The sequence below is a fragment of the Streptomyces glomeratus genome, assembly GCF_021462825.1.
Taxonomy (GTDB): Bacteria; Actinomycetota; Actinomycetes; order Streptomycetales; family Streptomycetaceae; genus Streptomyces; species Streptomyces glomeratus.
Genome location: NZ_JAKEEB010000061.1, coordinates 1 through 22959 on the forward strand (window position 1 = coordinate 1; position 22959 = coordinate 22959).

The 22959-nt window shown below is 67.8% G+C and carries 20 protein-coding genes and 2 pseudogenes; 8 read left to right on the top strand and 14 right to left on the bottom strand.

What is annotated here, in order from left to right:
* The coding region (locus LZ604_RS34150; protein WP_234520034.1) for a zinc ribbon domain-containing protein at positions 1–153 on the top strand (153 nt) is incomplete at its 5' end.
* Between the two features lie 219 nt (positions 154–372).
* On the opposite strand, the gene LZ604_RS34155 is transcribed toward LZ604_RS34150, so the two are convergent.
* The 3 genes from LZ604_RS34155 to LZ604_RS34165 all read right to left on the bottom strand — a co-directional run bounded on the left by LZ604_RS34155 (position 373) and on the right by LZ604_RS34165 (position 2043).
* On the bottom strand, positions 373–807 hold the full coding sequence (locus tag LZ604_RS34155; RefSeq protein WP_234520004.1) for an AsnC family protein: 435 nt from the start codon (positions 805–807) through the stop codon (positions 373–375).
* Positions 804–1076 (bottom strand): hypothetical protein, encoded by a 273-nt coding sequence (locus tag LZ604_RS34160; protein WP_234520006.1) that lies wholly within the window; start codon positions 1074–1076, stop codon positions 804–806. The genes LZ604_RS34155 and LZ604_RS34160 overlap by 4 nt, the downstream gene beginning before the upstream one ends.
* A gap of 565 nt (positions 1077–1641) precedes the next feature.
* Positions 1642–2043, bottom strand: a complete 402-nt coding sequence (locus LZ604_RS34165; RefSeq protein WP_234520008.1) for a hypothetical protein — start codon at positions 2041–2043, stop codon at positions 1642–1644.
* 1630 nt (positions 2044–3673) lie between these two features.
* Here LZ604_RS34165 and LZ604_RS34170 point away from each other — a divergent pair.
* The gene (locus LZ604_RS34170; protein WP_234520010.1) at positions 3674–4249 is read left to right on the top strand and encodes a hypothetical protein; all 576 of its coding nucleotides are present in this window, start codon (positions 3674–3676) and stop codon (positions 4247–4249) included.
* Positions 4250–4261: 12 nt separating this feature from the next.
* Here LZ604_RS34170 and LZ604_RS34175 read toward each other — a convergent pair whose 3' ends face one another.
* A complete protein-coding gene (locus LZ604_RS34175) occupies positions 4262–5461 on the bottom strand; it encodes an RNA-guided endonuclease InsQ/TnpB family protein (protein WP_234520011.1) in 1200 nt (399 codons plus the stop codon).
* A gap of 89 nt (positions 5462–5550) precedes the next feature.
* On the opposite strand from LZ604_RS34175, the gene tnpA reads away from it, so the two are divergent.
* Entirely contained in the window at positions 5551–5943 is a 393-nt protein-coding gene (tnpA, locus tag LZ604_RS34180) for an IS200/IS605 family transposase (RefSeq protein WP_234520012.1), read from the top strand.
* 367 nt (positions 5944–6310) lie between these two features.
* Here tnpA and LZ604_RS34185 read toward each other — a convergent pair whose 3' ends face one another.
* The 4 genes from LZ604_RS34185 to LZ604_RS34200 all read right to left on the bottom strand — a co-directional run bounded on the left by LZ604_RS34185 (position 6311) and on the right by LZ604_RS34200 (position 9391).
* Complete coding sequence (locus LZ604_RS34185; RefSeq protein ID WP_234520013.1) at positions 6311–6769, bottom strand: hypothetical protein; 459 nt, start codon at positions 6767–6769, stop codon at positions 6311–6313.
* A gap of 126 nt (positions 6770–6895) precedes the next feature.
* A complete protein-coding gene (locus LZ604_RS34190) occupies positions 6896–8062 on the bottom strand; it encodes a hypothetical protein (RefSeq protein WP_234520014.1) in 1167 nt (388 codons plus the stop codon).
* Between the two features lie 5 nt (positions 8063–8067).
* Positions 8068–8913, bottom strand: coding sequence for a hypothetical protein (locus LZ604_RS34195; RefSeq protein WP_234520015.1), 846 nt, complete (start codon positions 8911–8913; stop codon positions 8068–8070).
* 79 nt (positions 8914–8992) lie between these two features.
* Positions 8993–9391: a hypothetical protein gene (locus LZ604_RS34200; protein WP_234520016.1), complete on the bottom strand. Its 399-nt coding sequence runs from the start codon at positions 9389–9391 to the stop codon at positions 8993–8995.
* A gap of 399 nt (positions 9392–9790) precedes the next feature.
* Here LZ604_RS34200 and LZ604_RS34205 point away from each other — a divergent pair, with 399 nt between their 5' ends.
* The gene (locus tag LZ604_RS34205) at positions 9791–10477 is read left to right on the top strand and encodes a response regulator transcription factor (protein ID WP_234520017.1); all 687 of its coding nucleotides are present in this window, start codon (positions 9791–9793) and stop codon (positions 10475–10477) included.
* A gap of 32 nt (positions 10478–10509) precedes the next feature.
* Positions 10510–12153 carry a sensor histidine kinase gene (locus LZ604_RS34210; protein ID WP_234520020.1) on the top strand — a complete coding sequence of 548 codons (1644 nt, stop codon included), beginning with the start codon at positions 10510–10512 and terminating at the stop codon, positions 12151–12153.
* Between the two features lie 399 nt (positions 12154–12552).
* Here LZ604_RS34210 and LZ604_RS34215 read toward each other — a convergent pair whose 3' ends face one another.
* The 3 genes and pseudogenes from LZ604_RS34215 to LZ604_RS34225 form a co-directional block, all read right to left on the bottom strand.
* Positions 12553–12816 (bottom strand): hypothetical protein, encoded by a 264-nt coding sequence (locus LZ604_RS34215; protein WP_234520021.1) that lies wholly within the window; start codon positions 12814–12816, stop codon positions 12553–12555.
* 56 nt (positions 12817–12872) lie between these two features.
* Positions 12873–13106 (bottom strand): annotated as a pseudogene (locus LZ604_RS34220) (Lrp/AsnC ligand binding domain-containing protein); the annotation flags it as partial.
* Between the two features lie 468 nt (positions 13107–13574).
* Positions 13575–14126, bottom strand: a complete 552-nt coding sequence (locus LZ604_RS34225) for an AAA family ATPase (protein WP_234520035.1) — start codon at positions 14124–14126, stop codon at positions 13575–13577.
* 337 nt (positions 14127–14463) lie between these two features.
* Here LZ604_RS34225 and LZ604_RS34230 point away from each other — a divergent pair, with 337 nt between their 5' ends.
* The 3 genes and pseudogenes from LZ604_RS34230 to LZ604_RS34240 form a co-directional block, all read left to right on the top strand.
* On the top strand, positions 14464–16089 hold the full coding sequence (locus tag LZ604_RS34230) for a serine/threonine protein kinase (protein WP_234520023.1): 1626 nt from the start codon (positions 14464–14466) through the stop codon (positions 16087–16089).
* A 56-nt stretch (positions 16090–16145) separates the two neighbouring features.
* A complete protein-coding gene (locus LZ604_RS34235) occupies positions 16146–16391 on the top strand; it encodes a hypothetical protein (RefSeq protein ID WP_234520025.1) in 246 nt (81 codons plus the stop codon).
* Positions 16392–16451: 60 nt separating this feature from the next.
* A pseudogene (locus LZ604_RS34240) lies at positions 16452–16693 on the top strand (IS630 family transposase); the annotation flags it as partial.
* Between the two features lie 196 nt (positions 16694–16889).
* Here the strand turns inward: LZ604_RS34240 and LZ604_RS34245 are convergent.
* The 3 genes from LZ604_RS34245 to LZ604_RS34255 all read right to left on the bottom strand — a co-directional run bounded on the left by LZ604_RS34245 (position 16890) and on the right by LZ604_RS34255 (position 22013).
* Complete coding sequence (locus LZ604_RS34245) at positions 16890–17561, bottom strand: contact-dependent growth inhibition system immunity protein (RefSeq protein WP_234520027.1); 672 nt, start codon at positions 17559–17561, stop codon at positions 16890–16892.
* 24 nt (positions 17562–17585) lie between these two features.
* Entirely contained in the window at positions 17586–18131 is a 546-nt protein-coding gene (locus tag LZ604_RS34250) for an RNase A-like domain-containing protein (RefSeq protein WP_234520029.1), read from the bottom strand.
* A 309-nt stretch (positions 18132–18440) separates the two neighbouring features.
* The gene (locus LZ604_RS34255; protein ID WP_234520032.1) at positions 18441–22013 is read right to left on the bottom strand and encodes a S8 family serine peptidase; all 3573 of its coding nucleotides are present in this window, start codon (positions 22011–22013) and stop codon (positions 18441–18443) included.
* Positions 22014–22959: the final 946 nt, after the last annotated feature.

A 22959-nucleotide genomic window follows, 5' to 3' on the forward strand; every position in this document is an offset into this window, starting at 1 on the left:
TGCCCTGAATGCGGGCATGTCTCAGCGGAGAACCGGCCCACCCAGGAGAAGTTCCACTGCGTTTCGTGCGGCCACCAGGCACACGCGGACACGGTGGGCGCCCTGAACGTTCTACGGGCCGGGCTGGTCCATCGCGACGCCGCACCGGCATAGCGAGAAGCCCCCTCGTTCACGAGGGGGAGGAGTCACATCGTCTCTGGTGGCAGAAAGCTGCCAAATGAGCACTGTGGCAAGCCGGGCGCCTCGTTTGTGACCACCAGGCTGCTACGGCCGTTCCAAATCGCCAGCTCATCCGGCTTCGCCAGTACCAACTCCTGAGCTTCGGCACCACTCCCGCAGAGCTTCAAGATCTCGCGGCCGGCTGCGCTTCGACTATTGGCTGCCATCGTGCCCGTCGTCCTCGTTCTGGCCGTACTGCTCAAGCCAGCGGCGGGCCTCGATGTTGTGCCACATCACTGCGCGTTGAACCTGCTCCGCGCTCAGGCCGGTCTCGGCGGCCAGATCTTCCTCGCTGATCCCTTCGGGGTGCCGCTGCAACGCTCGCATGATCTTCCCGGCCCACAGCTCAGCGGCGACGAACGGCCGGCACTTGTACTGTTCGACCAGCCGCGCCAGGTGCTCGCGCGAGCACCCGACCAGCATCCTCTTGCCATTGAGCCTCGGATCAACCGCGTGGATCGCGGAGGAGTCCCGCACCAGCGCCAGCCACTCGACTGTTCCGCCAGGGATCACCGCTCCGCAGAAGTCACACAGCTCCGGATGGGGCCCTTCCTCACCGCTATCGTCCGGCCCGCCGTTGCTGCTCACGGTCCGCCTGCTTCGCCGGCCGACGGCGGAAGCCCTACGGCCGCCTCCGTCACGGCTGGCGCCACCGTCGACGGATCCCCGCTGGCCACCCACCTGAAGCGGGCCACCATCATCACGTCGTCGACGCTCTCGCGCACGAATCCGTCCAGGATGCCGAGGCCGTCCGGGCGTTCCCGGAACACGACGTCGCCCGGTTCCGCCTCGTCCATGATCTGCTGGTAGTCCCCGGTGTCGGGACAACCCAAGAACTCATACACCCAGTGACTCATCCTGCCCTCCTGCCGGAACCCAACGATCACCCTGCTGAACCAACACCACGGCTGTGATCCATCCGAAGGACTCAGGACTCCAACGCGGTGACGGCCGCACCCGTTGCGCAGGTGCGGCCGCCATCAGGAGAGAGGCTGAGCCTCGTCCACCTCAACGACCGCGCCGCGAGCACGCAACGGCCAAGATCGCGTACTCACCGCATCGGGTCAAAGGCTCATCGGTGGGTAGCTCATCCGCGTGCTTGTGCAGTCACCTGACGTTTCTCGCGTGCGCGTGACCTTCGCGGGGCGGTCGCGTTGTACCGGGGGACACGTGCACGTCCCCCGCGGCACTCGTGTGATGGCCCCCGACTCCACGCCCAGCAGTCCGGGGGCCGTCGTGCGGTCAGTTGCGGCGACGTGCGCAGCGAACGCGTCGACATCGGGACGGGCGTACCGCACCGCTCCAGCACCAGTATGAGACTCGCCGCAGGGGGGCGGCGACGACGGTCGTGGGAGGAAGCCGTCCAGCGGGCCGCGGACGACCTGCACGGCCCCTGGTTGCTTCGCCCCGGTCAGTCGCTGGTCAGGCGGAGGTGTCGGGTACGGCTTGGGTCAGCGGGCCGAGGTCTCCGTACAGGGCCGCGTGAAGCGCGGCGGCCAGCTCGCGGGCCCGGTGCTCGCTCGCCAGGTCGTACAGGACGAAGTAGACCGGTCCGCATGAGGAGTCGGGGCGAATCTCGCGGGAGTGGATCAGGCGGACGACCGCTGCGCGGATGGCGTCGTGCACCGTGGTGTCGATGGAGTGCTGGGGGGCGGTGAGCGCGTCTGCCTTGACCGTCCACTTTTCGGCTTGGCGCTCGATGGCAACCCATACGGCACCCTGCTCCTTGGCTGCTCTGTGCGCGGCGTTGCAGACGTCCATGCTCGTGACTTCGGGGATCAGATCGGCGGGGCAGGGTGTCGGCAGCGGCTGCATGATGAGCATCGTGCCAGGATCGTCGGCCGCCGCGGTGCAGGGGCGGAGCGTGTTGTCGGCTTCATGCAACGCGTCGGCAGTCGGGGCTTCGACGGTGGGTGATTCGGTCGAAGTCCAGCCTTGGAGGCGGGTTCACAGCGTCCGGGGCCGCGCCGCCCGGCTGGCCCCTGGGGTGGCCGATCGGGCCGACACAGGGTCGTCACCTGAGATGGTCACACCGGTGGTCGGGTCGGCAACATGGTTCGTTGGGCCCCGTCCCCCGTGCACTTGCCCAGCCCCGAAAACCGGCCGACGGTGGCCACCTCCAGCCCGGCGTGCCGCGCGCAAGCGCAAGACGAAGCCAGAACCGCCCCATCCCCGAAAAGGGCCAGCCTTGGGCTCAAACGCCAAACGCCGCCAGGTGGGCGTTCCCTATGCCCGTGGCTCCTTTTCCAAAAGCCCTGCCCTATGACTCGGCCCGGTGACGAGATGATCCGTCGCCGGGCCAGAGCGCGAACCGATCGATTACGTGGTGGCCGCGCAGACAAGCGTCAGCGTGCCGACCAGCGCACCCGTCCCCGGGACGGTTCCGTTTACAGTGATGGTCGCGGTGTTGCCAGTCACGGAGGTAATACTCACCGCGACGGGCGTGCCATTAACGGTCAGGTTGGCCCCGAGCGGAATGGCCCCGGTGGGACACGACCCGGTGAACGACGGGTTGACGTCCCCGCCAGTCACGCCGACCGTCGAAATCGAAACAGTCAAGCCATGCCCGCACGTGCCTCCATGCCCGTCACCGGCCACTGCCTGGCGGCAGTTGTCGGAACCAGACCGCATCATGCTCTTGTCGGCACCATGCGTGTCCGTTGCGGCAAGCGCAGGACCCGCCATACCCGCCAGCGCAAGAACGAGAGAGGCCGCGGCACTTCCGACCAGCCGGCTGCTTCGCGGAAGCGGGCTCAGAGAGGACCTCTTCCTTGGGTCAGGACTCATGAAGTTCTCCGATCTGAGGAATCCAAGCGCGCCCCTGCCGGGCTCGGTGCCCGCCTATACCAAGCAGTCACCAAACGCTTGATCACAACATTGCCCCAGCTCCGCAGGTCTACGAATGAACGACAGACTCGTTTCGCTTGTTTCCACTCTGATGGCGGTGTTTGCGACAGGGTGAAGCGTGTTCTGGCACGAGTTCCGTGACGCGGACAGGCAACGTCACGCGAGCAGAACGCTAGAAGAGGCCGTCGGCTGCTCGCCTCTGTTGCCGTCTGACGGTCCTGATATCCCTCTCCCACCAGCAGACCCAGCAGCGAGCCGCCTCGGGAGAGTCAAAGACCCGAGGCGGCTCTGGCGATCCGAATGGGGATCGGCGTAGGAAGCGTCGAACATTCAGAACACCACGTATGAGGCTAACCAGGGAGAGCCACCACCAACGTGCCCGACACATTTCTCATAGAGCCGCATGGGATGTGGGCCTCACAACTCACAGGCAGGGCCAGATGGCGCGGTCATGACGAGAACCTCACGACGCTCGCCTCCAGCAAACGGGCAGGCGGGCGCCTTACTGATCGTTTCAGAATGAGTTGAGCTGCGAGGCACGGACGTGGGGGATGCCGCAGGCGGTCAGGCCTTGCGTGCGGATGCTGATGTTGGGGAGGGTGCCTCGGTGACCTCCTTTACGCAGCGATACATCAGTGGTGACCATGACGGAGTCTGGGCGGACCTGCGCCGTCTTGGCTCCGTTCCAGACGCGCTCGACGAGGACTGCCGAGCTGTGGCGTTCGCGACGATGCAGCGGGTGGCACGCCATGTGGACCGTCTCGCGGAGCAACTGACCGACCTCGGACTCGTGCCTGTCATGCCCATCCGAGAACCGGTCACGGCTGAGGATCTGAAGGATCTCGATCTTCTTCGGGCCGAGATCGGCTCCGTGCCCCCGGCCCTCGATGCTTGTTTCCGTCAGGTCGGCGGTGCGTGGTTCGCTGGGGACTGTCCGGCGCTGAGCGAGTGCTATTCCGCAGGAAGCCAGTACAGCGCCGCCCCGATCCTTCCTGACCCGCTGGTCCTTCCTACGGTGCAGCACCTGCGGGAGAGCTGGGGCGACTACCAGGACGCCGTTGAGGATGACCCCGAGGTTGGCGAGGACGGGTTCTTCTTCGACTTCGCGCCGGACGAGTTGCACAAGGCCAACATCAGCGGTGCCACCCACGAGATCGATGTGACTCCTCCCCCTCATGAATGAGGGGGCTTCTCGCTATGCCGGTGCGGCTTCGCGACGGACCAGCCCGGCCCGTAGGACATTGACAGCGCCCACCGTGTCCGCGTGCGCGTTGTGGCCGCAGGCGACGCAGTGGAACTTCTCCTGTGCGGGCCGGTTCTCCTTGGCGATGTGCCCGCATTTGGGGCACCGTCGGGAGGTGTTGCGGGGGTCCACGGCCATCACTTCCCGTCCGGCGCACTCTGCCTTGGCGGTGAGGATCTGGAGGAACACCCCCCATCCGGCATCGTTGATCGACCGGTTCAGCCCGGCCTTCGCGGCCGCCCCGTTGGGCAGGAAGCTGCCCGGCTGGTCGGGGTCCGGCTTCGGGGCCGGGGCCTTGCTCATGTTGCGGATCTTGAGGTCTTCGTGCGCGATGAAGTCGTGTTTGCGTACGAGGTCAAGCGCGGTCTTGTGCGCGTGGTCCAGGCGCTGTCGGCGAACCTTGCGGTGAAGCCGGGCCGCCTTCTCCACGGCCTTGTGACGGCGCTTCGAGCCGCGCTTGCAGCGGCTGAGCGCTTGCTGTGCGGCTTCGAGCTTTGCGGCGCCTCTCCGGCCGTGTCGGGGGTTGGGCACGAAGCCACCGTTTGAGTCGGCAAGGAAGTTGACTATGCCCATGTCGATGCCGGCTACGCTGCCCGTCGCCGGAAGCGGCTCAGGGGCTGCCTGCTCGGCGGTCAGGATGACGTACCAGCGATTGCCTTCGCGCTTCACCGAGACCGTCTTGACCTTGCCCACCACGGGCCGGTGCTGGTGCACCTTGACGTGCCCGACGCCCTGAAAACGGACACGGGTCACGGGGTCGTGCGGTGTGGAGTCCCACCGGCAGCCGTCCCCGTCCTTCGGGAACTCCACCGTGTCGAACCGCTTTCCCGGCCGGAAACGTGGATAGCCCGGCTTGTCTCCGGCCTTGATGCGGCGGAAGAACGCGGCGAACGCCTTGTCCAACCGGCGAAGCGTCGCCTGCTGCGACGAGAACGACCAACGGCCCTGACGCTCCGGATCGAACGCTCGGATGTCCTTGAGCTGCGCGGACTGCTGCCCGTACCGGATCGTCGTCTTCGAGACGTGCCGGTAGGCGTCACGGCGCTCCTGGAGCGCGGCATTGTAGAGGGAGCAGTGATCATGCAGCATCTCGGCGAGTGCGCCTTGCTGGCCCACGGTGGGCCGCATAAGGAACTTGTACGCACGGATCATCCGGCCCACCCCCTTTTCGGTCAGCCTTGGCGATCATACTACGCTTGGTGTATGTCGCCACGCTGGATCCCAAATCCTGACACACTTGCATGGGATGGCACGTCGCCTACGACCTCCACGCTCATTTGGTGTTTGTCACCAAGTACCGGCGAGGCGTCTTCGATGACGCCTTGCTGAAGCGGTGCGAAGAGATCATGCGGGAGGTGTGCGGCAAGTTCGAGGTGGAGCTACGGGAGTTCAACGGCGAAGCCGATCACGTACACCTGCTCGTGCACTACCCGCCGAAAGTCGCCCTGTCGAAGCTGATCAACAGCCTCAAGGGCGTCAGCTCCCGGTACCTCCGGGCCGAGTACACCGGCCGGATCAACCGCATCGGGATGGGGTCGGTGTTCTGGTCCCGCTCCTACTTCGCGGGTTCCTGCGGTGGTGCACCGCTGACCGTCATCCGGCAGTACATCGAGGGCCAGAAGCGGCCCGTCTGACCGTCACAACGGAGGCGGAGCGCACTCCGGCGCTGCGCGCCTCCGGGCCGAGGATGCGTTTCCCTCCCCGGCTGAAGCCGGGGATACCCACGCAAGATCAACGGATGGCGGCGGTCGGCCCCGGTGTGGCGAGGGCCAACGCCCCTTTGGGGTGCGGCAGCCGCGGCAGAAGGCGTATGCCCTGCGGCTGCTGGTGCTGCCGCGGCCGGACGGGCGGGTCTGGTGCGCGGACCGCTTGCTATTCGGCCGCCAGGGGCGGTTCCCGGATCGATGGGGCGAAGCCCCGGGCCCTGGCAGGGGGCCGAGGCTTGGCCCTATGGTCCGATGCTGCCCGGCATGCGCCGGCCGCGGGCGGGCGGCCTGGCCGCTAGTACTTGATGTAGGCGGCGCACGAGGGATCCGGTCCTAACACGTCGAAGGTCGCATGGCCCTTCAGGTACGGCCTGTAGCTGCGCGGGATGCGCTTGTGCACCTTCTCGGTCTTGGTCTGGCCCCCTCGCACGTTGTCCTTGCTCGGCCACGCCCACACATCCCTGCCGTCGCTTTTGCGGACCGCCAGGTAGACGTTGTTGTGGTGGCCGCCGTTGCGTTCGATGGTGAAGCTGGCATTGGTGACCCAGATGGTGTTCTGGCTGGCCAGGTTGTATTCCGTACCGATGGACAGGATTCCGCCCCGGCTGCTGCAGCTGCTGTACTTGCTCGCGGCGGACGTGGTCGTGGTCGCGCCCGCCATGACCGCCAGCCCGATCGCGGCGATCGAGGCCGCGCGAAGCATCCTCTTCCTTCGCACCGCGGCCACTTGGTGGTGGTTTTGTTGTGAGGTCATCGGCCTTCCTTTCGCTTAAGTGTTCGTTGACGGTGCCGAACACGCGTGGACGAACAACCGCCTCCGTGTTCCTGCGTGCGCGGCTCTGCCCTCCCCGGGTGACGCACGTTGCGCCACGAGCCAGGGCTACGGCCGGTTGTCGCGCCGCCCGTCAGGGCTGTGGGGTGCGCCCGTGTGCCGGCACTGTCGGGAAACCCGCAGGCGGGAATCCAGGAGTACGAGGCATCCAGCGGACGTGAACTGTGCGTCCACTGCTCCCGGGATGCGGTGCACGATTCCTCCTGCTTGGCTCAGGATGAGCACGCTGGCGTCGGTGGGTAGCGCGATGGAGCCGGTATCCAGATCCGCGTTGGCTGGGTGCAGTCCAGGGTCAGCGCGTTGCCACTTGATGTGGCCAGAGGTGTCGAGCAACCGCGTTGCGGTCTGTGGACCGTGGACCGTGTCGTCAGTGAAGCGCTGTACCAGGATGCTGTCTGTGGTGAGCGAGCACCGGCCGACGTGGGCCGCCGGCAGGGCTCGAAGGGCGCTGCGCCCGGGGGGCGCCAGCCAGGCGCGGTTCGCGTCGTACAGGACTATGGGGGCTCGCTGCCCAGCCAGACAGGCGCTGGTGGCGGCGGTATGGCTCGGTTTGGAGACGGTCCATCCCGCAGGTCCGCGGGTGAGGACCCGGTATTGCGCTTGTTGGCCCTCAAAGGTGAGAAGGACAGCGAGTGACCGGTCCCGGGCGGTGAACAGCTGGGGGTCCCTCCCGGCGAGCGGGTACTTCTGGGACCTGTCGGAGCGACGGATCTCCAGGACCTGGGTACCGCCTGGGGCCGTGCGGGCGACGATGGCGTCCGACGGCGCGTCGGCCCAGAGCACCAGCCCGGCTGCGGCCTGTACGCGTCGCACCGAGCCGATCCGCCAGGTGGTCGATGAACGCCCGGTGTCCTCAGCGGATCCCGAGCCGACCGCGTCCGGACAGCGCCTCAGGCACGAGACCTCGGCCGACCCGGCCAGGTTCCGGTCCCTCCAGCGCACCGTACCGTGTTCGTCGACTCCCACCACCGTTGCTGAACGGGGATCCAGTACGAGGGCCCCATAGCGGTCCGCATCCAGGATCACCGGTGCGGCGAAGGCAGTCTCCGGGCCGCCTTCCTTCCGGGGCGAGCTGTGGGTGAGCGCCCCGCCCCATGAGACGGCCATGGCGATGAGGCACAGCAGCACGATGCCGCCGAGCACCGTCTTGGCCCGTGCATTCCCAGGCTTGCGCCCGCCCGCGGCCGGCGCGTGCCGGCCGCGGGCGAACGGCATCGCCGCTAGTACTTGATGTAGGCGGCGCACGAGGGATCCGGTCCTGTCACGTCGAAGGTCGCATGGCCCTTCAGGTACGGCCTGTGGCTCCGCGCGACGCGCTTGTGCACTGTCCTGGTCTTGGTCTGGCCTCCTCGCACGTTGTCCTTGCTCGTCCACGCCCACACATCCGTGCCGTCGCTCTTGCGGACCCGCAGGTAGACGTTGTTGTGGTGGCCGCCGTTGCGTTCGATGGTGAAGCTGGCGTTGGTGACCCAGACGGTGTTCTGGCTGGCGAAGTTGTACTCCGTGCCGATCGACAGGATTCCGCCCCGGCTGCTGCAGTTGCTGTATTTGCTCGCGGCGGACGTGGTCGTGGTCGCGCCCGCCATGACCGCCAGCCCGATCGCGGCGATCGAGGCGGCGCGAAGAACCCTCTTCCTTCGCACCGTGCGTACCGTGCTGGCTGCATCGTGGTTCTGCGGTGAGGTCATCTGTCTTCCTTTCGTGGGTGATCGTGTCTTGATGCGCAATCGCGCAGGACGGACCGGCTGTTCGCAGCTCGGTCCGAGCGGGGCGGCGGCGCCCACCTGCCGGTGGGGCTGCGGTTGCTCCGGGCAGCGGCGCCGCTGCGGCGGCATGTGGCCGAGTTCAGCGGGCTCGGCATTGCATGGGCAGCCGGTTTTGCCGGCCTGGTCAATGGCGACAGCGAAAGGTCGCAGGCACAGCGCACGGCGCTGGCCGAAGAAGGCGCCTGCCGCGTGCTCTTCCCTCCAGGGCATGCGCAGCGTGCCGGTGACCGCGCCGGATCCACCGAGGCGGCGGCGGATAGTGGGGTGCACCATCGATCGCCGGGCGTCCTGGGAGTCCACTCGATCGGAGCACCGGGCCCGGGGGCGCGGCTCGCTGCCGAGTCACGCATGCTCAACCTGATCGATAGAGCGACGCGTTCTAGCAGGAGCCGAGCCAGGAGGCACGCGACCAGATGGACCGCACCTGTCCATTGATGTATTGCTGACCCAGCTTCGCCACGTACCAGTGCCCGCCTCCTGAGCACTTGGCGGAGACGGTCTTGCCGCCGAACTTGCCCCAGTACGGGCCCTTGGATGCGACTTCGCGGTACTTCCCGCCGCTGTACCGGTACAGCGTCAGCGTCGTCCATGCGGCGGAGTGGCATGTGTTCCAGCCGTAGGTGGACGCCCGGCCACCCCCGGCCCCCGGCTGATCGATACCGGCGGTGCATCGAGCCGGCTGGGCCGGTTCCGCCTGGGCAGCCGGAGCGGCAAGGGCCGAAGCGGCCGCTGTCGCAGCGGTCGCTGCCGCCAGTGCGATGCGGTTACGTGCGTTCACGTCTTCCCTTTCTTCGTCACTGCCCTCCCGCGGTGTACGGGCGTTTCAGGGATGAGCGCCCTGGTGGTGCCGGAAGGGCTTGCGGTATCGAGTTCAGCGGCCGCGGAATTGAATGGACACTCGGTTCGGCCACTGTGATCAATGGCCGCGTTGCAGGTCACACGGGCGTGATCGTCGAGTGGTTGTCGCCTTCCCCACTTCGCCTTCGGCCTGGTCGTGATGGGTACGGGTGAACCTGGCCGCCCCCCGCACGGTCAGGTGCGCCCCGTGTACGCAAGACGACGGTGGCAGCGACGGGCTGTGGGGAAGCTGAAGATTCCTGAAAGGCCCAGGCGTCAACTCCGGGCTCGCGGACGGTCCTTCAGGTTCGCCACAGGCGGCCTCCTTCATGCTGGAGGCATGCGCGTACTGGTGGTTGAGGACGACCGGCGGATGGCGGAGCTGCTTCGGCGCGGCCTGGCCGGTGAGGGATGGGCGGTGGACGTCGTGCACGACGGCCCGTCAGCAGTCGAGCGGGCGGGCGAGAGTCCGTATGACGCGATCGTGCTGGACGTGATGCTGCCGGGGTTGAACGGATACGGAGTGTGCGGCCGGCTGCGTGAGGCGGGCATCTGGGCACCGGTGCTGATGCTGACCGCGATGGACGGGGAGTACGACGAGGCAGAAGGGCTGGACGTCGGGGCGGACGACTACGTCACCAAGCCGTTCTCGTTCGTGACGCTCCTGGCCCGGCTGCGGGCGCTGATGCGGCGCGGACAGCCGCAACGCCCCGCCGTGCTGCGCGTCGGCGATCTGGAAGTGGATCCCGCGGCCCGGCACTGCCGTCGCGGCACGGTGCCGGTGGCCCTCACGGCACGGGAGTTCTCGGTCCTGGAGTACCTGGCGCGACGCGGCGGGCAGACCGTCACGAAGACCGAGATCCTCGAACACGTCTGGGACGACCGGTTCGACGGAGACGTCAACGTGGTGGAGGTCTACGTCAGCGCCCTGCGCCGCAAAATCGACACCCCCTTCGGACGGCGATCCATCCGCACCGTCCGGGGAATCGGCTACCGGCTCGACGTTGCTCCGCACAGCGCATGCTGAGGATCCGCCGGGTCGAGCGAAGTGAGCGCGGCGTGCGAGCGGGCAGCGTGCGGCTGCGGCTGACACTGGCCGCGACCGCTGTCGCCGCCGTCCTGCTGACTCTGCTCGCCTCTGCCTCGGCCGTCGCGGTGCGTAGCTCCCTACTCGCCTCGGCATTCGAGCGGGCCAGCGACGGCAGCAAGCAGGACATGTCCCTGCAGGAGTGCGTGCTTGGTGGCCGCGCCGGCTATTCATGCACGGACATCCCCCGTCATTGGGACGCCGCTCCGCGTGACACGGTCCCCCTGATCCGCGGCGAACGCCTGTCCCTGTGGCCGTGGACCGACCCGGCCGACGCAACGCCCGTGCGGTTGATCCCGGCCGACGGCTTCGGCCCCATCGAACTTTCCGACGAATGGATGGATCAGGAGCGGCTGAACACCACGGTGTGGTGGCTGGCCGGCGGCACGCTGGGGCTCACCCTGCTGACGGCCGGCGGGGCATGGCTCGTCATCGGCCGCGCCCTGAAACCGGTGGACGGGATCCGGACGCAGTTCGCCGCGCTGAGCCTGAGCCGCCTCGACCAGCGCATACCGACACCGCACGGCGGCCGGGAGTTCACACAACTGGTGGCGACGATGAACAGCGCCCTGGACCGCATCGATGCGGCCGCTGCCCGGCAACGGCAGTTCACCTCCGACGTCGCCCACGAACTGCGCACCCCACTCGCCTGCCTGCGCGCCGAACTCGAACTCGCGCTCGCCCCCGCCGGGTCAGCTCACTGGCCCGACGCCGCCCGTGACGCCCTGCACGACACCCTTCATCTCCAGGAGATCACGACGAACCTGCTGCTCCTGGCCCGCCTCGACACCCAAGGCTCACACAAGAAAACCCTCCCGACCCAGCAAGTCGACCTGCCCGACCTGATCCGCGACGCCGTCTCCCGCCGTAACGTGCCCGATCACCTGAGCCTCGTCGTCACCGCGCCCGACGAATCCGCAACCGTGACCGGCCACCGAGGCCTTCTCACCCGCGTCCTGGCCAACCTCCTCGACAACGCCGAACGCCACGCGGCCACCAAGATCACCGTCACGCTCACCCTGGACCACGAACACCGACAAGCCGCACTCGACGTGGCCAACGACGGCCCGCCCATCCCACCCGAACACCAAGAGACGATCTTCGAACGCTTCAGTCGGCTCGACGACGCCCGCACACGAGACGCCGGGGGCACCGGCCTCGGCCTGGCCATCGCCCGCCGCATCACCACACTCCACCACGGCACCCTCACCCTCACCCCCAGTCAACAAGACCAGCAAGGCGCCCGGTTCACCGTACGACTGCCCCTCACCCACCAGGACGCCCAGCCGCTGGTCACCGAACTCCTGCACGCCTGGGACCAGCCCGACGACATCCCAGCGCTCCTCACCCACGAAGCCGGACACCAGCCCCTCGAAGACGTCGTGCCCGACCTGGCCCGCGCCCTCATCACAGCCGGACGCGACCACCACCTCGACGCACTCCTCCGCCACGTCGCACGGAAGGCACCCGCCTGGGAAGTCACCGGCCTCGCCGACATCCTCCGGGACGAGGGCATGCCCGCAGCCGCCGACACACTGCTCGCCGCCCGCACCGCACAGCGCAGGCCCACGCTGACCAAGCCCAGAAAGCCTGTCTCCCGCACGCAGAACCCGTAGACGGCCACGCTGAACCAAGCGGGGGCCCGGTCCCAGGCTCACCGGCCATGGGCTCGACGAGCTCAACGCCACCGTCTACCAGGCGCACTCTTCAGGCCCAGGATGCTTGCCCGGTCCGCATGCGCGACGCCTTCTGGGCGCGTCGGCCGATGCCGTGCGGGACCGTCTCGCGTGGCTGAAGAGCTGGAGCTGGTTTCGTCCCCACGGCAAAGAGGCCGGACGTCTCCCGGGCCGTCAGCAGCGAGCCGACCGCTGAACGGCAACGGTCCCGCCCAAGGGCTCATCCTGCCGTCATCCGCGCGAGCTGCGCAGCCGCGGCAACAGGGCGGCCCGCCTTCACCTTAGAGGCGTAAGTGACTCTACGTGCAGTGCACTTGGGGACACTGCCCGAAAGAGAGGTCAGACGAGCAGCACGACAACGAACACCGGATAGAGCACGCCCAGCGACCCCGTCGCCACGCCGACCGCGCTGAGTCCCCGGTTCAGCCTGCGGGCGAGGCCGAGCAGACCGAAGGTGACGGCGAGGGCGCCGGCCAGCAGCGGGATCGCGATGCCGAGGAAGCCGGACAGCGCGGCGGTGACGGCGGCGACCACACCGAGCACGAGGGAGACCGGACCGTAGAGGGTCGCGGGGCTGTCAGTGGGTGCGGTTCCGTCGGCCATGTCGGTTTCCTCGCTACGAGTCGATGTGAACGACCAAGCAAAGAAAGTAAACCGCATTCCTCGGGCAGCTCGCCCACCCGGGTCTCCCACTTCGTTGAAGAGCACGATCGTGGTCCGCGTCCGGGAGACGCCCTTGGTCCCGCTGAGCCGCCGAATGGTCTTCTCCAGGGCCCGTCGACGTCCGAGAAGCGGACCTTGAGCACGTACGAGTCGTTACCGGCGATGAACCAGCAGTCCTCGATCTCCGGCAGCTCCCGCAACCGCTGCTCCACGCCCTCTTGGTCAGCCGCTCCTCACCTCGCTGGAGTGGGCGTTCGGGTCCTGCGGCCGGTGGCGGAGCTGGTGGCACGCGCCGTCCCGTACCCGGGCGAGACGCACGTCTCACGGATCTGCCCATCCGCACCGACGACAAGCTGACCAAGCAGAACCTCTGACGCGAGGCAGGCGTGATCCGAGCGACGATGAATCGGGCAACCGCGGTACTCGCTGACTGGCACGACCGGGCCAGCCAAAGCACTGCGAGCAGGCACGCCCAGAGCCTGACCGAGGAGATCACTCGCCTCCGGCGTCGACTGAAGGAAAACTGCCTGAAGCGGCTGCTTCAAGACGAGGTCGACGCCGCGGCTACTGTCATCGCCCTGCACTCACACCGCTCGAGAATGAGACTGTCTGGTCTGAGGTGGTCGGAGGCCAACTCCTCGAGGCGTCGAGGCAGCCGTACTCCAGCACAACGACGTTTGACCAGGCCAGCACGCCCATCAGGCGCCGGATGGCCCACCGGCTCGAAACCGAGCCAGTACCTGGTCGGCCAACTCCTGCGGCGTCAGCTCGCCGTCCAGGACCACGGTGTCGCTGGGCAGGGTGTCGGCCGCGGCCATGCACCGTTCGACCCTGGCCTTGCACCAGCGCCGGACCCGCTCGTCCTGCTCGGGGCTATCCGGGGTGACGCTCCGGCCGTCGATCCGCTTCTCCAGGACCTCTCGGGGGACCTTGAGGAAGAAGTGGTGAACTTCGATGCCCGCGTCCTTCAGCACGCCGAAGATCTCACCGGCATACCCGGGGTCGACCAGGGTCATGGGGATCAGAAGGGGGCGGTGGTACTCCTCCACCAGACCCACCGCCAAGCTGGCAACCTCCCGCCGCCACAGCCTGAGATCCTGGAAATCACCGGTCGGCACCTCCACGATCTCCCGCAGGACATAGCCGACCATCTCCGGGTCATAGACGAGCGCCTCGGGCCAGCGCGGACGCAACTCATCCACCAGCGTGGTCTTCCCGCTGCCAAAGGCACCGTTCACCCAGACGATCAACGTGATCCTCCCAGCCCCGCTGCCATGCCCCGCGCGGGCCCAGCGTGCCGGATCAGCATGCCGCGCGGCCTGGGGGACGCCAAACTCCACTGCACACCAGCTCAGGCACTCGAAGTCTGTCAAGCCCGCAGCCTGCCGCGTACCCCTCCGTCACGCACGGAGCATGAGGTATGGCCACAAACAGGGGTGCAACGGTGCGTGGTCGCCGCGTGCGCCTGCTGCCGGTTCCCCGCGCGATGCCCGGTCTGGCAACCCCGGCATCGTGGAAGAAGACGGCCGTTACCATTGCTCACCGCTGCGGCTGATGTATGCCGTTGATCAGCAGGGGGGAGCTGTGGTGTCCAGCCGTATTCAGCCGGTGCAGCAGGGCGATCCGGTGCACGTAGGCCCGTACCGCGTGGTGGGGCGGCTCGGGGCAGGCGGCATGGGCACGGTGTACGCCGCACTCGGTGCTGCTGGCGAGCGGATGGCTGTCAAGGTCGTGCATCCGGCGCAGGCTGCAGACGAGGAATTCCGCGCCCGCTTCCGGCGGGAGGTACAGCTCTCCCGGCGGGTGGTGGGCCCGTGCCTGGTCCCGGTCCGGGATGCCGACATCGACGGCCCCACTCCATGGCTGGCCACCAACTTCGTCCCCGGCCCCACCCTGGACCGGCATGTGACCACCAGTGGTCCCCTGGTCGGGGCTCGTCTGTATGCGATGGCGGCCGGCACCGCAGCCGCACTCACCGCGATACACGACGCCGGCATCGTCCACCGGGACGTCAAACCACAAAACCTCATCCTGGCCCCCTCTGGGCCGCAGATGCTGGACTTCGGCATCGCCCACGCCCTGGACGGCACCTCCGTGACCCGCACCGGAGTGATGACGGGCACGCCGGGCTGGATCAGCCCCGAGCACTACCGAACGGGCGCAGTGGGCCCGGAAGGAGACGTGTTCGCCTGGGGTGCCCTCACCGCCTACGCCGCAACCGGCCGTCTCCCCTTCGGCACCGGCGCTCCCGACGCGGTGGCCTTCCGCGTCATATCAGCCGATGCGGACCTGGACGGCCTACCGGCCGACCTTCGTCCCCTGATTGAAAAGGCCCTGTCCAAGGAGCCCTCCGACCGGCCGACTGCCGCCGAACTCGCACGGAGCTGCACCGAGTTGCTGGCGGAGCAGGCAACAGCCGTCCTCTCCCCCACCGGCCAGCAGCCGCCCACGCTGATATCCGATCTCGTCAGCCTGCACTGGGACTTGCCGCCCCAAGACGATCCCACCTGGCCTGCCCCGCCCCGCCGCCCCAGCCGCGCCCGGCTGTATCTGGCAGTCGGTGCAGCCGCTGCCGTCCTCGGCAGCCTCGGCGGTGCCGTGGCCGCCTCCCATTCCTCAGACACCGCCCAGAACCACACCTCCGCCTCGAGCAGCCGGCCCCCGGCCGTGGACAGTGCACCCCCCGCTGCGCCCGGGCACTCCCCCAGCCGCACCGGCACCCCCGCGGCATCTTCCTCCGCCATACCGCTCGCGTCGCCGACCCCGCAGCGTGCGATCGCTCCCTCCCCCGCCTACACCCGCAACGACAGCGCCCAGCCCACCGTCGACGAATGGGTCGCCGCCCGTGTGCCCGCGACCCCAGCGGAGAAAGCCGCCGCCCAGCGACTGGTCAACGACACAGCCTCATTCTTCAATGGACAGCAGTACATGGGCGGCGACGTAGTCGTCACCTTCAACCCTCAAGCACAGACCATGTTCGTCACCTTCGGGCCTGGCACCTTTCCCGAAGGACAGGACTACCACGACGACGCGAACTGGACAGACGACGTCCGTAGCCTTATGTTCGCCAGCTGCGCCGAAGCGCAACAGGACTTCGGCCAGGACACCACCTGGCCCTACGGCCGCGCCGTCGTCGTCTACCGGGAATCCATGGCCACTCCCCTCATCGCCGACTTCCGCGACGTCACCCACACCGACAGCTGCCGGGTATGACACCGCCTCGCTGACGGCGACGACGAAGGATCGGCAGGAGCCCGCTGACCCGGGGCATGATCGGCACCGGCGCCTACTCCACCAACCCGCAGCCCCATAAGAAGCTGCGCGAGTTGGTGGACGTGGAACAGCAGCCCGCCACAGTCGAGCGCACGACCGGTGGCGGGCACGGGTCATCGGGCATCAACGAGCAACGGCAGGCACAAGGGTGTCTCCTCCGCGGCACCGACGCACTGACCAAAATGAGCGATATGTACAGCACAACGTTCCGGTCACAGAACTGGACCCAGCACACGCTGTGATCGTGGAAGCCGGACCCCGGCAGGTCCGGCCTCCAACCACTGCTCAGCGATCAGGCGGGCTTGGAGAAGTGGCTGCTGGCGCATCCCCGCTTCCGCCTGCACTTCACGCCCACCGGCTCATCGTGGCTGAACCTGGTGGAGCGAGGTTCGGCGAACTGACCGCGAAGAGGCCCCGCCGTGGCATCCACCGCTCCGTCCAAGCCCTCGAACGCGACATCCAAGCCTGGCTCGCCGATTGGAACGAACATCCCAGACCCTTCGCCTGGACGAAGACCGCCGACGAGATCCTCGACAAAGTCGCCACCTACTGCCAGAGGATCTCCGACTCAGGCGCACGCCGGTGTCTGCACCACAACCAGCTCGTCCCACGCAACGAAACGCGCGCCGCAGCCCGTGGCTGCGAACGCCTTCCGGGGAGCCCCGAACCCCGCATCGCAACCGCCCGTCAGGTCAGCGATGCCCAAGCCACCTCCAGGGCGCGATACAACAGGGGCCCCGTCACGACGCGCTGTCCCGAAGGTGGTGCATGAGAACGCCCTGGATGTCGACGAGCCACTGGCGCAGGGACGCGCCCGCGGGAGGGGGCTCGCTGAGGCCGAGAACCGCTGCTGCTTCGGCAAGTTCGTCTGCCGTAGCGTTCAGAGCCAGGATCTCACCGATTTCGGAGGCGGTTTTCCTGATGTCCTCGGTCGGTTCGCCGACGAGGTAGTTGTCCACTGCTTCCTCGTGTGACTCGTACTCGAGCTTGAGGCTGTCCTGGTAGAAGTACGCGCCCAGGAAATGGGCGAGTGCCGGGAATCGCTCGCGCCACTCCCAAGCGATCTCGGGCCGGACCGATGCCCGGGGCGGTGGCGGGGAGGCCAGGAAACGCTCCAGGTGCTGCAGGATGACGCGCAGGCATTCCTCCACGCTGCCGCCCTGTGGTGGATTGATGTGGGGGAGCAGCTCGACGTCGTCGGCGACCTCGTCGCTGAACAGGCCCACTGTGAGAAGGTCCTGGATCTCCCGCGCGGCAGCCACCACGCGCTCCGGGGAGAAGGCGGCCATCCGCAGGTACGCGCTCAGGGCGACGCCCGATGTCTCCACCGTGTCGTCGAAGGCGTAGCCGGGCTGCTCGTAGGCGCGAAGGAGCCGGCGCAGTTCGTGGAAGCGGTCGTCCACCGGTGTCATCGTTGCTGTCAGACCTGTCTGGCTCTAGGGGACGGGATAGGAGGTCAGGACGCGGTAGCCCATCTCGGCCGATGGATCGCGCTTGAGGATCACTCTGGCACCCTTGACCCACTCCGGGGGGTAACCGTGGACGTAGTTCGCGCGCGACAGGCTCAGGCCGGTGGGCTGGTCGAAGTGGGCTTCCAGCTCGAGCTTCCTGCTCTTGTTCTTGGCGAGCCAGGCGTCGATCTCCTTCTGGTGCTTCAGCACCACGCCGTCGGTCGCTTTCTGCGCGGATGCCTCGTCGACGTAGCGTGAGACGGTTTCTCGCTCGGTATCCACTCGTAGTCGGGCGCGCAGGTCACGCGTGGTGACCTTTACGTGCTTTTCCAGCGTGTGGGAAGAGGACTTGGGGGTTCCCTTTCCTTCGTCGCCGGCCAGATCCGCGCGATACTTGGGGTTCACGCGGCCCTTGCGTTTGCTGCGCGGCCAGGCGTTGGGCTCGCCGTCGCCCTTGATGAGCAGTCCGAGGTCTTCGAGACTGGTCGGCGTGCCGCCGGGTACCGCGAGTTCGGTGCCGAATGAGGGCATGCGGACGCCACCAAGCAGTTCGGTCCAGCCGCCCGCGTTGCGTGCGGTGCGGACCGCTGATCCCCCTGCGCCGAGGGCACCGCCCAGGAGCGCGCCGTCGACCCCGGCCTGCCGGGCCTCGTCGAGGTTGATGCCGACTAATCCGCAGCACGACGACGTCGGGTCGGCGCCGTGGCCGGCCGCGCTCGGCCAGAGCGGCCGGAAGAAGCGCTCCTACCAGTACACCGCCATCGACGACTGCAGGGGGCGGGGGCCGCCGGATGCGGCCCCCGCCCCCTGCCGGTCAGCCGAGGCTGATCCGGTGGGTACTTACTTCAGGCCGAAGGCCCGGGTGATGCTCTGTGTGACGGTGTTGCCCTCGGTGTCGCCGGCGCTGGTGCGCAGCGTCACGAACCGCGCGTGGGCGGGGGCGTCCAGCTGGGTGTTCCAGCCCTGGGCGGTACGGGTCAGGGTGGTGTGGTGCCAGGTGACGCCGTCGTCGTAGGAGACGTCCAGGCTGACCGTTTTGATGGTGTCGGAGCTTGGCGCCCCCTGGAGGTGCGAGGGAGTGACGGTGATGTCGGTGTGGCGGTGTGCCTTGCCGGAGGCGTCCATGCCCTCGACCGTGTAGTCGAGCTGGATCAGCGGCAACGTTTCGAAGACGCCGGAGGCACCCTGCTGGGAGTCGAAGCCCCACTCGGTCCGGGTGGTGGTCGAGTAGTCGTTGGCCCAGGTGCCCCGGGCGTTCTCCGACACCAGGCGGTACCGCGTCTTCTCGGGAGCCAGGATGAGGGGGAACCGGTAGCTGCCCAGGGTGTCGGTGTCGGAGGCCCTGAGCAGGGTGTCGCCCTGGTACATCTTCACCTTGTTCTCGACATCGGCATTGTTGAAGGTCGTGCCGACGTGTCCGGGAACCGAGTCGCCCCAGCCCGGGACCTCCACGTACACCGCGTTGCCCCGGCGCACCGGTCGGTAGTAGCCGTTCATCCGAGGACGCTGGATCGGTCCGAAGTACTCCATGTGGGAGGTCGTGCCGGCCGGGTACCGCGTCAGGGAGTCGCTGCTTATCTGAAGCTGCTGGTTGACCGAGGCGCTCTGGGCCCAGTCCGTGTCGCTGGAGACCCAGTCGGTGCGCTCGTCCTGGGTGGGGGTGGGCAACATGTTGTATCCGTAGTCGCCGAGCCAGACGGCGGAGCGGAACTCCATGCCCTTGGCGGGCCGGTTGTTGCGGAAGGACACATCGACCCGCGCAAGGTCACGGCGCTGCGGCCGGTAGGTCAGGTCCGCCGGGATGCCGGTCTCGTCGCGGGAGATGTCATAGAGGTAGTCCGTGGTCGGGTGGGAGGTCACCTGGAGCGCCGTCCGGCCTTGCTTGATCTGGGCGATCAGTCCGTCGCCCTCGTCCGCAGTCAGCGTGGCCACAGTCAAAGGAGCCGGGTTCTCGGTGGCGGACCAGGGGTTGTCGTTCCACGGGTCCAGACGTCCGTAGCCGTCGTTGACGACGAGCAGCGCGCTGGCACCGGCCTTGGCTGCCGTCTCGGCCTGCTCGGCCTGATCGACGGCATCGCTGCGCCGGACCACGACGACCTTGCCCCTGGCGTCGAGCCCCACGTAGTCGGCGGCGCCGCCCTCTCCGGCATAGACGGCCTCGTACTCGCGCGTGCCCTCCTTGAGGGGGATGTGTCCGCGCTGGACGATCATGTCGTCAAAGTCGCGCGTACGGGACGCGACTTTCAGGGCCGGCTCCGTCAGGCGCCAGTTGCCGCCGAACTCGAAGTCGCCCGTGGTGACCGGCTTGGTCGGCAGCATCCAGACGCTGTCGTACATGGTGGCGTCAGGCCACCGGCCCATGGTGAGCGAGCTTCCGCCGTCGAACCCGCGGTAGAGGTTGATGCGGGTCTCGGCGGGCGTGGTTTCCTGCGGGGTTACGACGGAGACCTGCTTGGCCTGGGAAGCGTCCAGGTTCACCTTGGTGTCCTGGTCGACGACGACCTCGGGAGCGGTGAGGATGGCCTTGCCCAGGGAGTGCGGCCCGTGAGTGCCCTGGACATCGCTCTCCAGGCTCACGAAGTACTTGCCCGCAGGCAGGTTGACCGTGCCGGTTCCCGAATCGTCCAGTTGCAGCGGCAGGAAGACCTTGTCGCTGAACACGTACACCTCGCCGCCCATCGGGCGGCCGCTGCGGTCCTTGCCGCCCACCGTGAGGGTGTAGCGCGGGGACTGCTTGTAGGCGCCGATGATGGTGTGGGTCAGCAGCGTGCCGGACGCGTCGGTGGCGAGGATCTGCCCCGAGGTCGTGGTGTCTTCCTTCACCAGGTCGAAGCTGGTGGTGAGGGTGACCTTGCTGCTGCCGTGCGCGGGGACGGTGACCTGAGATGCCGACAGCGAGAACGCACCGGCGGCCGCACCGGGGGCCTGCAGCGCCAGGTCGAGGGTGACCGGAGCGTCCCCGGTGTTGGTGTACGTCACCTCCTTCTCGGACTTGTCCCCGGCCGGCTCCTTGCCGTCGCGGTAGCCCCCGAAGACGCTGCCGGTGGCGAACACCGTGCCCTTGACGGCGGCGGCGACATCCAGACGGCCGCTGCCGCCCTGGTACGGCGTGTACCGGGGCGTCGCCTTGGTGGTGCTGACCAGGGCGTCCTTGAGCTGCTGCCCGGTCCAGTCCGGGTGGGCCTGGGCGAGCAGCGCGGCGGCACCGGCGACATGCGGGGTGGCCATCGAGGTGCCGCTCAACGTCTGGTAGTAGCCCTCGCCGTCCTCAGCGTACTGCGAGCGCGCCGCCAGCACGTCGACGCCGGGTGCGGTCAGTTCCGGCTTCAGGCCGGCATCGCCCTGCCTCGGCCCAGTGCTGGAGAAGTAGGCAAGCTGGTCCGAGCCGTCCACGGCGCCGACGGACAGCGCGGCGTCGGCGACACTGGGCGTCGAGACCGTGTGCTCGCCCGCGTTGCCGGCCGCGATGGTGAACAGCGCACCGGTCTCGGCGCTGAGCTCGTCGACGGCCTCGCTCATCGGGTCGTGGCCGTCGCTGGGCCCGCCGCCGAGGCTCATGCTGACGATCTTGGCGTGCTGGTCGCGGGCGGCCCACTGCATGCCCGCGATGATCCACGACTCCTGGCCGCTGCCCTCGTTGCTCAAAACCTTGCCGATGTGCAGGCGCGCGCCGGGGGCGACGCCCTTCTCCTTGCCGTCCGAAGCGGCGCCCGTGCCGGCGATGGTCGAGGCGACGTGCGTGCCGTGACCGAGGTGGTCCTCGATGTTCTGGTCGGGCACGAAACTCGCGGTCGCACTCACCTGACCGACCAGGTCGGGGTGCTGGGTGTCGATGCCGGTGTCCAGCACGGCTACGTCCACACCCTGGCCGGTGTCGCCGCTCGCCCACACCTGGGGAGCACCGATCTGCGCGGTGGTGTCGGCCAGGTCGGCCTTGACCTTCCCGTCCAGCCAGACCTTCGCGATCCCGCCCCGCAACTGGCGCTTGGCTCCGGCGCTGCGACCGGTTGCCGACGCGGTCCCGCCGGTGAGGGCGGTCCAGAAGTCGTCGGCCTTCGACCGCGACTCTGACAGTGCCGCGCCCTGAATGCTGTCCAAGGTACGGGCCTTGGTGGCGCCGGCGGGCACGGCCTGCGTGCGCGCACGGGCGGCGGCATCGGTGTACGTGACGATCAGGGGCAGACCGCTGCTGTGCTCGTCGTCGTAACCGTCTGCCAGCAGTTGGGTGACGTTGAAGAGCTCGCGGTCCAGCTTCCCGGCAGCGATGTACGCAAGGGCGCTGTTCGGGTACACGTAGGTGTCTTTGCCGACCTTGTAGGTCACGAAGCCGGTGAGTGCACCGTTCGCGCCCTGCACGGAACGGGTGACCCTGCCGTCGGCAGCAGTGTTCACCGTGACCTTGTCACCCGTCACCAGGGTGACGGTGCGCGAGGTCGGCTGATGTAGGGCGATGCCGGTCAAGGGCCGGTCCGGTGTGTCGGCCCTAGGCGCGGCCAAGGCGGAGACCATCGGCTGCGCGGCCAATACGGCCAGCGCAACGCCGACAGCCGTCAACGCCCGTCTACGGGCAGGTATGGATGGCAAGGATGATCCCTTCGCTGGAACAGCAATCGCTGCGTCTGACGTGGCACACGTCGGGTTGCACAACGCCATCAGGGGCCGCACGGGCAGGTAGGGAAGCAGGCGATTTGCCGTGCCTCAGTACACCGGTGCGGGCATGGGTAGGGCTGGTGGCCGCCGAGGAAAACCCGGCTGGAATCGAAGCCACACTGCTGCCGCAGAGCGGCAACGAAGCGTCAGACCCCATAGCGCCAGTCCCCGATCTCACTCCGGAGAGCACCTGCGGCAAAGCGAGCCTCCGGCACGGCGGCAAGATGAGCGGCGCTCCCGGTAGATGCCGTCCGCGCCGCGACTGCGGCCGGCAAGCCTCCGGCAACCAGCAGTAATCCTGTCGATAGTGCCGCCTTCAGGCGGATCCAGGCCATCAGCGAAGCACCTTTCGTTCAGCTGGCAGTCACAACCCGCCCGAAAGAATCCGCTGATGAAGCCGGACATGTCACTGGCCTCACGTGTCGCAACTGCGACACGTCCCAACGATGACACGGTCCCTGCGCTCCACTGCCAGACGGTCAGCGGCGACATACGGGACGTTCGGAAGGGCCTGCAGGTGACGAAAACTCCATCGCATGTGACGTGCAGGTTTTCCGCGAACGGCCTTTCAGCTTGTTGTTTAACCTCGGGGGTCACCCGACCTGCTGATCTGCGGTTCTTCCCGGGACAGCCGAGGCGGCCGTTCTTCACGCTTCGAGATGTTGAGTAACGAAGTGCGAGAGAACGGCCGCTGCCTATGAGTCTGCCT